This window comes from Streptomyces thioluteus (assembly GCF_039535865.1).
In genome coordinates this window covers 1-11,850 of the sequence record NZ_BAAAXZ010000008.1, presented here as the reverse complement: position 1 = coordinate 11,850, position 11,850 = coordinate 1, and the positions used below count along the sequence as shown (strand labels likewise).

15 protein-coding genes are annotated in these 11,850 nt (G+C 72.2%); 6 read left to right on the top strand and 9 right to left on the bottom strand.

Features of this window, described 5'->3' with window-relative positions:
- Positions 1-153: 153 nt before the first annotated feature.
- The 7 genes from ureG to ABD794_RS00940 form a co-directional block, all read right to left on the bottom strand.
- Positions 154-849: an urease accessory protein UreG gene (gene ureG / locus ABD794_RS00970; RefSeq protein WP_344960386.1), complete on the bottom strand. Its 696-nt coding sequence runs from the start codon at positions 847-849 to the stop codon at positions 154-156.
- 653 nt (positions 850-1,502) lie between these two features.
- Positions 1,503-2,183 (bottom strand): urease accessory protein UreF, encoded by a 681-nt coding sequence (locus ABD794_RS00965; RefSeq protein WP_344960385.1) that lies wholly within the window; start codon positions 2,181-2,183, stop codon positions 1,503-1,505.
- Positions 2,183-3,904 carry an urease subunit alpha gene (locus ABD794_RS00960; RefSeq protein ID WP_344960384.1) on the bottom strand — a complete coding sequence of 574 codons (1,722 nt, stop codon included), beginning with the start codon at positions 3,902-3,904 and terminating at the stop codon, positions 2,183-2,185. The genes ABD794_RS00965 and ABD794_RS00960 overlap by 1 nt, the downstream gene beginning before the upstream one ends.
- The gene (locus ABD794_RS00955) at positions 3,897-4,208 is read right to left on the bottom strand and encodes an urease subunit beta (protein WP_344960383.1); all 312 of its coding nucleotides are present in this window, start codon (positions 4,206-4,208) and stop codon (positions 3,897-3,899) included. The genes ABD794_RS00960 and ABD794_RS00955 overlap by 8 nt, the downstream gene beginning before the upstream one ends.
- 16 nt (positions 4,209-4,224) lie before the next feature.
- Positions 4,225-4,527 (bottom strand): urease subunit gamma, encoded by a 303-nt coding sequence (locus ABD794_RS00950; RefSeq protein WP_344960382.1) that lies wholly within the window; start codon positions 4,525-4,527, stop codon positions 4,225-4,227.
- A gap of 309 nt (positions 4,528-4,836) precedes the next feature.
- Complete coding sequence (locus ABD794_RS00945; RefSeq protein ID WP_344960381.1) at positions 4,837-5,475, bottom strand: HNH endonuclease family protein; 639 nt, start codon at positions 5,473-5,475, stop codon at positions 4,837-4,839.
- 285 nt (positions 5,476-5,760) lie between these two features.
- Positions 5,761-6,045, bottom strand: coding sequence for a type II toxin-antitoxin system Phd/YefM family antitoxin (locus ABD794_RS00940; protein WP_344960380.1), 285 nt, complete (start codon positions 6,043-6,045; stop codon positions 5,761-5,763).
- Positions 6,046-6,131: 86 nt separating this feature from the next.
- Between ABD794_RS00940 and ABD794_RS00935 the strand changes: the two genes are divergently transcribed.
- The 3 genes from ABD794_RS00935 to ABD794_RS00925 all read left to right on the top strand — a co-directional run bounded on the left by ABD794_RS00935 (position 6,132) and on the right by ABD794_RS00925 (position 8,025).
- The gene (locus ABD794_RS00935) at positions 6,132-6,752 is read left to right on the top strand and encodes an ATP-dependent Clp protease proteolytic subunit (protein WP_344960379.1); all 621 of its coding nucleotides are present in this window, start codon (positions 6,132-6,134) and stop codon (positions 6,750-6,752) included.
- A gap of 6 nt (positions 6,753-6,758) precedes the next feature.
- Positions 6,759-7,064, top strand: coding sequence for a hypothetical protein (locus tag ABD794_RS00930; RefSeq protein ID WP_344960377.1), 306 nt, complete (start codon positions 6,759-6,761; stop codon positions 7,062-7,064).
- A gap of 487 nt (positions 7,065-7,551) precedes the next feature.
- Positions 7,552-8,025, top strand: a complete 474-nt coding sequence (locus ABD794_RS00925; protein ID WP_344960375.1) for a C40 family peptidase — start codon at positions 7,552-7,554, stop codon at positions 8,023-8,025.
- 97 nt (positions 8,026-8,122) lie between these two features.
- Here the strand turns inward: ABD794_RS00925 and ABD794_RS00920 are convergent, their stop codons facing one another.
- On the bottom strand, positions 8,123-8,551 hold the full coding sequence (locus ABD794_RS00920) for an ATP-binding protein (protein ID WP_344960374.1): 429 nt from the start codon (positions 8,549-8,551) through the stop codon (positions 8,123-8,125).
- A 216-nt stretch (positions 8,552-8,767) separates the two neighbouring features.
- Between ABD794_RS00920 and ABD794_RS00915 the strand changes: the two genes are divergently transcribed.
- The gene (locus tag ABD794_RS00915; RefSeq protein ID WP_344960373.1) at positions 8,768-9,652 is read left to right on the top strand and encodes a helix-turn-helix domain-containing protein; all 885 of its coding nucleotides are present in this window, start codon (positions 8,768-8,770) and stop codon (positions 9,650-9,652) included.
- A 45-nt stretch (positions 9,653-9,697) separates the two neighbouring features.
- Positions 9,698-9,952, top strand: a complete 255-nt coding sequence (locus tag ABD794_RS00910) for a DUF397 domain-containing protein (protein ID WP_344960372.1) — start codon at positions 9,698-9,700, stop codon at positions 9,950-9,952.
- Here the strand turns inward: ABD794_RS00910 and ABD794_RS00905 are convergent.
- On the bottom strand, positions 9,927-11,150 hold the full coding sequence (locus ABD794_RS00905; RefSeq protein WP_344960371.1) for an 8-amino-7-oxononanoate synthase: 1,224 nt from the start codon (positions 11,148-11,150) through the stop codon (positions 9,927-9,929). The two genes, ABD794_RS00910 and ABD794_RS00905, sit on opposite strands and share 26 nt — an antisense overlap.
- A 221-nt stretch (positions 11,151-11,371) precedes the next feature.
- Between ABD794_RS00905 and ABD794_RS00900 the strand changes: the two genes are divergently transcribed.
- Positions 11,372-11,850 (top strand): biotin synthase BioB (locus ABD794_RS00900; protein ID WP_344960370.1); only part of this gene is annotated, 479 nt, incomplete at its 3' end.

Below are 11,850 nucleotides of genomic sequence, written 5' to 3'. Positions count from 1 at the left end.
GCTCATCGCGCCGACGAGCGCCACGCTCGCCTCCGGGCCGCCCCGGGGGGCCGGTCCTGCGGAGGGCGAACGGGCCCTCCCCCGCCAGGACCGGCAGCGCCGTGCCGCCGCGGCCGTCCGGGGCGGCGACGACGTGGGCCGCGGCGCGGACGCTCACGCGGTCCACTGCGCGAGACGCTCGCGCACCCACGCGCGTACCGGAGCCACGCCGTCCTCGGCGGTCAGCGACGTGAAGGCCACCGGCAGCTCGCCGCGCTGCGCCTTGGCGTCGCGGGCCATGCCCTCCAGGTCCACGCCGACGTACGGGGCGAGGTCGGTCTTGTTGACCACCAGCAGGTCGGCGGTGGTGATGCCGGGGCCGCCCTTGCGCGGGATGTCGTCGCCGCCCGCCACGTCGATGACGAAGATCTGGGCGTCGACGAGGCCCTTGGAGAAGGTGGCGGTGAGGTTGTCGCCGCCGGACTCGACGAGGACGAGGTCGAGCGGGCCGACGGCGTCCTCCAGGTCCTCTATGGCCTCCAGGTTCGCCGAGATGTCGTCCCTGATCGCGGTGTGCGGGCAGGCGCCGGTCTCCACCGCGGTGATCCGCTCCGGCGGGAGAACGGCGTTCCGCAGCAGGAACTCGGCGTCCTCGCGGGTGTAGATGTCGTTCGTCACGACCGCGATCGACAGCTCGTCGCGCAGGGCACGGCAGAGGGCGGCGACGGTCGCCGTCTTGCCGGATCCGACGGGGCCACCGAGCCCGATACGGAGGGCGCGGCGGGTGCCGTCGGGGCGGAGGGGGGAGGAGGGTGCCGCGCTGTAGGTGTGGCGGTGGGGGAATGTGTTGGAGGAGTGGTCGAGGTGCATGGGGTTCTCCTGGGGAGTGGGTGGGTGGTTCGCTGGCCGGCCAGCTGCGGCGGGTGGGGGTAGCGGGGAGGGGTTGTGCCCCGGTCCCGCCCTTTCACCGTTTCCTCCGGGGCTCCGCCCCGGGCCCGACATCGCGGCACAGCCGCGGTGGGACGGGGCCGCGCCCTCTGCGCCTCGGGACCCGCGCGCCGCGCGGTGGGGCGGGGCTTCGCCCCTGCACCCCACCGGGGGCTCCGCCCCCTGGACCCCGACCAGGGCTGCCGCTTCCTGCCCCCGAAGCGCCCTGCGGGCTCCCCCGGAGAGGTACCCCCAGTCCTCAAACGCCGGACGGGCTGGATTCGCGCCCGGGCGCGCACTATCAGCCTGTCCGGCGCTTGAGGACGAGCGGCGGAGCCGCGATGCGGGGTCCGGGGCGGAGCCCCGAAAACAGCCCGTCCGGCGTTTGAGGACAATGCGGCGCAGCCGCATTGCGGGGCCCGGGGCGGAGCCCCGGAAACAGGGGTGCAGGGGGCGCAGCCCCCGCCGGGGTGCAGGGGCGGAGCCCCGCCCCACCGCGCGGAGTGCGGGTCCCGGCGCGCGCCGCGCGCCGCGGGGTGGCGCAGGGGCGCAGCCCCCGCGGAAACGGGGAAAGGGCGGGGCAGGGAGCAAACCCCTCACGAAGCGAACAACCGCACAGGCCACGCCGCATGCCCCTCCGCCATCACATCCAACAACGGCCCCGACGCCGCCGGCAGCACTCCGACCCCCTCGACAAGAGCCCGCGCCGCCGCCTCCGCCGCCCCCGCCGCCACCCCGTCCACGTCCGACCCCAACCGCGCCAACACCCCCGTCGCCTCGAACGGATCGAGCCCCACCAGCCGCACCACTGCCGTCACCGGCCCGCTCACCGCCTCGTACGCCACCGCGTACGCCGCGTCCGACGGCCCCAGGCCGGCCGCGCGCGCGGCCACGCCGAGGACGATCGGCTGGTGGGCCCCGCGCGGCCGGGCCGCCGCGAGGGTGTCCAGCGCGGCGCACGGCCACGCCGCCCGTGCCGCGCGCATCATCTGCCGGCCGAGCCGGCGGGCGGAGGCGCGCAGCACCGCCGAGGGTGTGCGCGCGTCCGCCGCCTCGTCCAGCAGCAACGGGTCGTACCCGGCCGCCGCCGCGGCCGCGAGCGCGGCGGCGGTCAGTCCGGTCGTGTGCAGCCGGCCCCGGCAGAACGCCTCCAGCGAGGCCGCGTCCCGGATCCGTCCCGCGTCGACCGCGGCCTCCGCGCCGCCGGAGTGGGCGTGCCCGCCGGCGGGGAAGCGTCCGTCGGCGAGGACGAGCAGAGGGGCCAGGGAGGTCGCCATCAGAAGAGGAAGTACCGCTGGGCCATGGGCAGTTCCTCCGCGGGCCGCGGCTCGACGGCGGCGCCGTCGATCAGCACGGTGAACGTGTCGGGATCGACTTCGACCCGCGGCCGGGCGTCGTTGTTGCGCATGTCCGCCTTGGTCACCCCCCGGGTGTCACGGATCGGGACGAAGCGCTTGCCGAGCCCGAGCCGTTCGGGGAGCCCGTCGTCCAGCGCCCATCGGGTCACGAAGTTGAGGGAGTTGGCGGCCGGGGCCCGGCCGGTCGCGCCGAACATCGGCCGCGGCAGCACCGGTTGCGGCGTCGGAATGGACGCGTTCGCGTCGCCCATCTGCGCCCATGCGATCTGCCCGCCCTTGAGGACCAGCAGCGGCTTGACGCCGAAGAAGGCGGGATCCCACAGCACCAGATCCGCGAGCTTGCCCTCCTCCACGGAGCCGATCTCCCGGTCGAGCCCCTGGGCGACGGCCGGGTTGATCGTGTACTTGGCGACGTAGCGGCGGGCCCGCGCGTTGTCGGCCGGCCCGTCGCCGGGCAGTGCTCCGCGCAGCCGCTTCATGGCGTGCGCGGTCTGCCAGGTGCGCAGCACGGTCTCGCCGATGCGGCCCATGGCCTGGGAGTCGGAGGAGACGATCGAAATGGCCCCGAGATCGTGCAGGTGGTCCTCGGCGGCGATGGTGCCGGGCCGGATGCGGGACTCGGCGAAGGCGAGGTCCTCCGGCACCGTGGGATTGAGGTGGTGACAGACCATCAGCATGTCGAGGTGCTCCTCGACGGTGTTGACGGTGTGCGGCCGCGTCGGATTGGTGGAGCTGGGAAGGACGTTGGCCTCGGAGACGACGGTGATGATGTCGGGCGCGTGCCCGCCTCCGGCGCCCTCCGTGTGGTATGCGTGGATGGAGCGGCCGCCGATCGCGGCGAGGGTGTCGCCGACGAAGCCCGCCTCGTTGAGGGTGTCGGTGTGGATGGCGAGCTGGGCGCCGCTCTCCTCGCAGACGCCCAGGCAGGCGTCGATGACGGCGGGCGTCGCCCCCCAGTCCTCATGGATCTTGAACCCGACGGCCCCGCCCCGCAGTTGCGCACGCATCGCGTCGTGCGAGACGGTGTTGCCCTTCCCCAGCAGGCCGATGTTGACGGGGTACGCCTCCAACGCCTCGAACATCCGGGCAAGATGCCAGGAGCCGGGGGTGATGGTGGTGGCCTTGCTGCCCTCCGCCGGCCCGGTGCCGCCGCCGACGAGGGTGGTGACGCCGGAGGCGAGGGCGGTCTCGACGGCCTGCGGGCAGATGAAGTGGACGTGGGCGTCGATGGCCCCGGCGGTGAGGATCCGCCCGTTCCCCGCGATGATCTCGGTTTCCGGCCCGATCACCAGATCCGGATGGACGCCGTCCATCGTGTCGGGGTTGCCGGCCTTCCCGATGCCGGTGATCCGGCCGTCGCGGATGCCGACGTCCGCCTTGACGACGCCCCAGTGGTCGAGGATCAGGGCGCCGGTGATCACGGTGTCGGGAGCACCCTCGGCGCGCGTCACCCGGGACTGCCCCATCGACTCACGGATGACCTTGCCGCCGCCGAAGACGGCCTCGTCCCCCGCGTGGCCGGGGCCGCCGGCACGGTCCTCCTCGACCTCGATCAGCAGATCGGTGTCGGCGAGGCGGACGCGGTCGCCGACGGTGGGTCCGTACAGCCCGGCGTAGACGCTCCGTTCGAGCTCACGCATCGAGCTGTCCCCCGCACTCGCCGCGCAGCCCCTCGACGATCCGCTTGCCGGCGATCGGGACGAGGTCCACCTCGACCGGGATGCCGGGCTCGAAGCGGACGGCGGTGCCGGCCGCGACGTCCAGCCGCTTGCCGTGGGCCGCCGCGCGGTCGAAGTCCAGGCCGGGGTTGGATTCGGCGAAGTGGTAGTGGGAGCCGACCTGGACGGGCCGGTCGGCGGTGTTGAGGACGGTCAACCGGGTGCGGTGCAGTCCCTCGTTGAGCCGGACGGGAGCCTCCGCGTACAGAACCTCTCCGGGTATCACTTCTGTCCCCTCCCCCTTACGCGATGGGCTCGTGCACGGTGACGAGCTTGGTCCCGTCCGGGAAGGTGGCCTCGACCTGGACGTCGTGGATCATCTCGGGGATGCCGGTCATGACCTCGTCGCGGGTGAGGACCTTGCGCCCCGAGGACATCAACTCGGCCACGGTGCGGCCGTCCCGGGCGCCCTCGAGGATGTGCGCGGTGATCAGCGCGACGGCCTCGGGATGATTGAGGAGCAGCCCGCGCGCCCGGCGCTTCCCGGCGACGTCGGCGGCCACATGAATGAGCAGTCGCTCCTGCTCGTGCGGGGTCAGTTGCACGCGTCCCACCTCACTGTCATCCGAACGCAGCGGGACATTACCCCAGTTCAGCACGGTGCCGAGCCGGTGGAGTCCCCCCGGGGACCGGTGATTGCAGATTAGGGCGCAAGCTTTTCCAACGCGTTAACTGACCCTTTGCACCGGCATGGGTGAACGGTGGGAATCGGTCGTTCAACCGGCACCGGTCCGGGTTCGAGGAGGATCCGGCGGCACCGGCCGACGGGACGGTCTTGCCGACCGTACGCGTCGGCCCTGCCGATCCGTACGCGCCGCGGGAGGCGGAGCCCGCCGCCTCCCGCAACGTTTCTGCTAACAGCCCGCCAGGATGCCGGCGAGCTTGTTCTTCTCCGCCGTGTCCACGCTCAGCTTGTAGTCGTGCTTGACCGTGACCCACATCCGCGCGTACGTGCAGGCGTAACCCTTCAGCGGCGGCATCCACTTCGCCGGGTCCTTGTCGCCCTTGGCCTGGTTGACCCGGTCGGTGACGGCGATGAGCTGGGAGCGGGTCAGGTCGTTGGCGAACTTCTGACGGTCGGCCTTCGTCCACTTGTTGGCGCCCGAGCGCCACGCCTCCGCGAGGGGGACGACGTGGTCGATGTCGAGGTCGGCGGCGTCCTCCCAGGTCGCGCCGTCGTAGGGCGAGTACCAGGTACCGGAGACGGCCGCGCACTTGCCGTCCTGCTCGACGTCCTTGCCGTCGCGCTGGAGAACGACCTCGCGGGTGTTGCACTGTCCGTGCTGAGTGATCCAGTGCGGGAACTGGGCCCGGCTGTAACCGTCGAGGCTGCCTTCGGGCTGGACGGTCAGCGACGTGACGTAGGCGCGGGCGGTGGACGCGTCCACCGGGGCCGGCGGGGCGGCCTGTGCCGCGGGTCCGGTGAGGACGATCGTGCCGACGAGAGCGGCGAGGCCGGCGGATATGGATATTCGACGCGCGTAGACACGCATGCGTAACGCTCCTGGTGGGTGCGGTGACTGACGGTGCATCAGGTTGCGGGCACCGGATGTCCGGGGGGTGAGTACCAGGCAACACAATGAAGACGTGCACATGTCAACGCAAGAGTTACGGCAGTGATCTCGCTCTCGATTTCCGGATCACTCCGTGCGCGGGCGGAGCGGGCAAGGAAGCGGACGGGGCAGGCAAGGAAGAAGGCGGGGCGGGCATGAAAAAGGACCTCCGCCCGCTCCGGCCGGAGGTCCCGCTCTCAACCCGGCACCCTCAACCGGATGCCGTCAGCCGCGCTCCCGGTGCTCCGCCGCGATGCCGAAGCGCTGACGTTCGCCGTGGGCGGAGGACAACGGTCGCGCCGTGGAGACCGTACTGATCACCGGCTCCTCCGCCACGGCCGGCTCCTCCGCCGCACCCTCCTCCAGCCGCCGCAGGTCATCGGCGGACACCAGGGCGACCAGCGGCTTCCCGTGCCGCGTGACGACGACGCGCTCGCCGCCGTAGACGACGCGATTGATCAGGTCCGCGAGCTCGGCCCGGGCCTGCGTCACAGGAATTTCGTAGGTCATGCTCCCATTCTAACGGGATGTACATCCTGTACATTTTTTACAGACGGCCCGCCCGCAGACGGTCCGCACCCATGTGAGGAGCACCCTTGAATCTCCACACCGCGCGCCACGTCCTCCCCGAGTTCACCGAGCGCACCAGCTACGGCCACCGCACCCTCGACCCCTACTCCAAGCTGCTGGAGGGGCGGATCGTCATGCTGGGGACGGCGGTCGACGACACCGCCGCCACCGACGTGATCGCGCAGCTGATGCAGTTGGAGCATTCGGCGCCCGGGCAGGACATCTCGCTCTATCTCAACTCCCCCGGCGGCTCCTTCGCCGCGCTCTGCGCCGTGCACGACACGATGCGCTACATCGACTGCGACATCGAGACGGTCTGCCTGGGCCAGGCCGGGCCGGCGGCCGCGCTGCTGCTGGCGGCGGGGGCGCCGGGGAAGCGGTCGGTGCTGCCGCACGCCCGGGTGGTCGTCGGGCCGCCCGGACTGGCCGACCCCGTGCAGGGACAGCCGTCCGATCTGGCCCTGCACGCCGAGGAGTTGCTGCGCCAGCGGGACCTCCAGGCGGAGCTGCTGGCGCGGTACACGGGACGCGGCGTCGAGCAGGTGCTCGCGGACACCGAACGGGACACCGTCCTCGACGCGGCCGCCGCGGTCGCCTTCGGCCTGGCCGACCGGATCGTCGACCACCGTGTCCCGGACTGGCGGTGACCTGCGATGCTGCCCGAACTCCCGCCGCTGCCCGCGCTGACCCGCGCCGAGGGCGAGCTGGTGGACCGGTACCTCGAAGTACTGGATCTCCTCGGACGGATCAATCCGGCCCGCGGGCGCGACACGTACGGGGGGCTACGAGCCGCGCAGGCTCTCGTGGTCGCGGCCGCCGGTCTGCGGGACGCCCTGACCGTCATGTTCGAGCGAGGTGAACAGGAGGTGTACGCGGGGACAATGGCACGTGCGATGCGCGTTCTGGACGGGGAGCGGCGCGCCGCGCGGCTGATGTTGCCGCCGCCGTCCGCGAGTTGAGCAACGGAAACGCTTTTCATCTGGATTCCGTCAGACGGCGGACGCGATCGTGGACACCGCGCAGTGATCACTCTGCGCGGGACGCGCACTCGGCGCGCGAGTGATCGGTAACCGGTGCAGGTGGCGGACTCACCCCGGCCGCCCGATGAGGGTCAAATCGCCGCGCGTCCACCCGAATTGCCCACAGGTGACGAGGCTCACATAACGAGAGTTCCGCTCGGCGTGGGCGCCGCGGCTGCGCCAAGATCCTCGGGACGACAAGACCCCGCCACACGGCGGGGCGGTCCGGGCGGACGCCGAACCCTGCCGCCGCCCGGACGACGGGTCGACACAGGGAGTGATCGGCAGGGATGGAGGACCCGAGCGCGACGGGACGGCTCCCCGGAGCCGGCCCTTGGGGTGAAGCCGCCCACGGCGGCCGGGCATTCTTCGCCTGCCCGAACCCGACAGGCAATCCTTCACAGGCGGCTGACGAAGGGTATGCGACATGGGCGCGCACAAACGTCCCGCAAGGCTGTCCAAAGCCAAGGCCGCATCGGCCCTGACCCTCGCCGCCGTCGGCGTCACGGTGCTGACGCCGGGCGGTGCCTCCAAGGCGGAAGCGGCGTCCGTCTCGGTCAGGGCCCTGCAGATCGCCGCATCCAAGCAGGGCTCGCCCTATCAATGGGGCGCCACGGGCCCGTACAGCTTCGACTGCTCGGGCCTGACCCTCTACTCCTTCAAGCGGGCCGGCAAGCAGCTGCCCCGCACGGCCGCTGCCCAGTACAACCGCAGCCATCACATTCCCCGTTCGGCGCGCGAGCGCGGCGACCTGGTGTTCTTCCACTCCGGGCGGGGTGTCTACCACGTCGGGATATACGCGGGGAACGGCAAGATCCTGCACGCTCCCAAGACCGGTTCCGTCGTCCGCTACGAGCGGATCTGGACGAACAGCGTCTGGTACGGCCGGGTGGGCGACTGACGGCGTCTCCGACCGGGAGCGCCCGCCGGGTGGTACGGGATCCCGCACCACCCGGCGTCGGCACATCCCGTCCCAACCCAGGGACTTCGCAACGCAGTCAACGCACGGACACGGTCCACGGCAGGCGGATCCACACCGTCTTGCCGCCCTCCGCGGTCGGCGTGACCCAGAGCCGGCCGCCGCGCTCGGCGGCGAGCCAGCGGACGATCACCAACCCCCGCCCGTTGTCCTGCTGGACGGCCGCCGGAAGCCTCCGGGGGTAACGGAAGTGGCTGTCGGTGACTCCGATGCTCAGTTCCTCGTCCCGCTCCAGGCGTACGTCCACGGTGAAGACGGGCGACTGGCCACGGGTGTGCAGCACGGCGTTGGTGGCGAGTTCGGAGACGATCAGCCGCACCGCTTCGGCCTCCTCCGTGCCGTCCGGCAGTCCCCATTCCGCGAGCACGGACGCGACGTGGCGGCGGGCCGTGGCGACCGAGGCCGGGGCGCTCGGCAGAGTGACGGATGCTTCCTGGTGGTCTGCCATGACGCTGTCCCTTTCCCGCCGGGGCCGTTCACGGAAAGGAACCCCGGGCGGCTCTGCACGACAGGGTGCCACTGATAACGACCGGGATGGGAGTCATCGACCGGGATATGCATATATCTGTCGCTCAAAGCGGTGAACTGTGCGACGGGAGACCGTACGAGGTCGGTGCCATGGTCTATTGACTCTCGTGGACCCGGACGAGGGGAGGGACGGCCGATGCGGTACGGACCCGCGGTGCGCCGCCGCAAACTCGGCGCCGAACTGCGCCGCCAGCGCGAACTGACCGGAATGACCAGCCGGCAGGCCGCCGACGTGGTCGGCTGGCACCAGTCGAAGGTGAGCCGCATCGAGACGGGCAGCAGCGGCGCCAAGCCCGCCGACGTGGCCCGGCTGCTGGACGCCTACCGGGTCTCGGATCCCGAACTGCGGGCGCTGCTCGGGGCATTGTGCGGAGCGGACTCCGCGGGGCCGGGCGACGGGCGGACGGGCGCACGGCGCGGCTGGTGGTACGCCTACCGCGATCTGCTGCCCTCCGCCTATCTGGACTTCATCAGCCTGGAGTCGGAGGCGTCGCGCTCGCGCACCCTGGAGACCACCGTCGTGCCGGGCCTGTTGCAGACCCCGGAGTACGCGCGCGCCGTGACCCGGGCCGCGCTCGGCGACCCTCCCGGGCATCAGGTCGACGAACTGGTCCAGGTGCGCATGGCCCGGCAGGCGGTGCTCCACCGCGAGAGACCCCTGGAGTTGTGCGCGATCCTGGACGAGGCGGTGCTCCGCCACGAAGTGGGCGGTCCCGGGGTGATGGCGGAACAGCTGGGTCATCTGCTGGAAAGGGCCGCCCTGCCGAACGTGCGGCTGCACGTGCTCCCCTTTTCCCGGGGCAACCACATCGGCATCACCGGGCCTTTCGTCATCTTCTCCTTTCCGCGCATCGCCGATCTGGACGTGGTGGTGCTCGACCACTTGACGAGTAGCCTCTACTTGGAGCGGAAAGAGGACCTCCGGGCGTACGCCTCCGCGTTCGCCATGCTCCGGGCGCACGCCCTCCCGCACGAAGAGTCCTTGGACTACATCGCGGGGATCCACCACGGCACGAAGTGAACGGTACGAGGTGGAACGGTACGAGGTGACGCGCAGGGAGGCACCATGTCTCGTCCGGCTTCGCGTGCGGCCCAGTGGCGGCGCAGCAGTCACAGCACGGGGATGAACAACTGCGTCGAGGCGGCCGCTCTGAGCCCGGGACTGCTGGCGGTGCGCGACTCCAAGTGGGCAGGCGGGCCCGCCCTGTTGCTGCCATCCACGGCATGGTGCCCGTTCGTCGCCACCCTTCGCGGAAATTGCGGCGGGACTTCCAGCGAAACTTCCGGCGGAACTGTCAGCGGGAGTTTCGGCGGGGGTTGAGGATCCCGGCCGCCTCCGCCGTTGCCACCACCGCGCCGGCGGCCCGCTCCACCTGCTCGTCCGTGAGGTCCGCGCGGGCGGTCAGCCGCAGCCGCGAGACACCGTCCGGCACCGACGGCGGCCGGAAACAGCCCACTTCGATCCCCGCCGCCCGGCAGTCGGCCTGCCAGCGCACCGCCGCCTGCGGCGAGGGGGCGCGCACGGAGACGACGGCCGCGTCGGGGCGCACCGCCGTGAGACCCGCGCCGGTCAGACGGTCGTGCAGGCCGGTGGCCACGGCGCGTACCCGGGCCGCGCGCCCGGGTTCACGGCGCAGCACCTCCAGGGCCGCGAGGGCGGCGGCCGCCGCGGCGGGGGCGAGGCCGGTGTCGAAGATGAACGTGCGGGCGCTGCTGACGAGGTGGGCGATGACGCGGGCGGGGCCGAGCACCACACCGCCCTGGGCGCCGAGGGACTTCGAGAGGGTGACCGTGGCCACCACGTCGGGGGCGCCGGCGAGGCCGGCGGCGTGCAGGGCGCCGCGCCCGCCGTCGCCCAGCACACCGAGCCCGTGCGCGTCGTCCACCAGCAGCCCGGCGCCGTGGCGGCCGCACTGCCGGGCGAGGGCGGCGAGCGGGGCGGCGTCGCCGTCCACGGAGAAGACCGAGTCGGTCACCACGAGCGCCCGTCCCGGGTGGGCGGCCAGCGCCTTGCCGACCGCCTCGGGGTCGGCGTGCGGGACGACGGTCCGGCCGGCGCGCGCGAGGCGGCAGCCGTCGATCAGCGAGGCGTGGTTGCCCTCGTCGCAGACGAGCAGGCCGGGGGTGCCGGTGGCGTCCGGGGGCGGGGCGAGGGCCGTGACGGCGGCGAGGTTGGCGGCGTAGCCGGAGGAGAAGACGAGGGCGGCCTCGTACCCGCAGAACTCGGCCAGCGCCTCCTCCAGTCGGGCGTGCAGCGCGGTGCTGCCGGAGACCAGGCGCGAGCCGGTGGACCCGGCGCCCCAGCGGTGCGCGGCCCCGGCCGCGGCGCCGGTGACCTCCGGGTGGCGGGAGAGCCCCAGGTAGTCGTTGCCCGCCAGATCGAGCGCGGCCGGCTCCCCGGCGACGGGCTCGGGGCGCGGGCGCAGCGTACGGACGAGCCCGGCCTCACGGCGCAGCCGGTGCTGCTCGTCGAGCCAGTCGAAGGTCGGACTGGTGGGGAAAACCGCGTCGTGGGGCATCGGCCGTTCCGGTTCCTGTCAGGGGTCCTTGGCAGGACGATCTGTGGGGTTCACATAAATCCGTGCACGGGTCCCTCCGGTGCGGCACGGACAGCCTGGCCCCCCAAACTAGCCGTTTCGGGCCCCTGGACAGGATGTCGTGATCCACCCACGTCGCCGGGCCGGTGTTGTGAGATATCCACCTTGGCCAAGGGTGGCCGCGTGCGCGAGGATCATGGGCCATGGACCTGTTGAACACGTTGGTGGCCAAGGGGCTGCGCCGCGAGCTGCCCACCCGCGAAGAGGCGCTGGCCGTACTGGCGACCTCCGACGACGACCTGCTCGATGTGGTGGCCGCGGCCGGGAGGGTGCGCCGCCAGTGGTTCGGGCGGCGGGTCAAGCTCAACTACCTGGTCAACCTCAAGTCCGGTCTCTGCCCCGAGGACTGCTCGTACTGCTCGCAGCGGCTCGGTTCCGACACCGGGATCCTCAAGTACACCTGGCTCAAGCCGGAGGACGCCTCCAGGGCGGCCTCCGCGGGGGTCGCGGGCGGCGCCAAGCGGGTCTGCCTGGTCGCCAGCGGGCGCGGTCCGACGGACCGGGACATCGACCGGGTGGCGCGCACGATCGAGGCCATCAAGGAGCAGAACACCGACGTGGAGGTCTGCGCCTGCCTGGGCCTGCTCTCCGACGGCCAGGCCGAGCGGCTGCGCGACGCGGG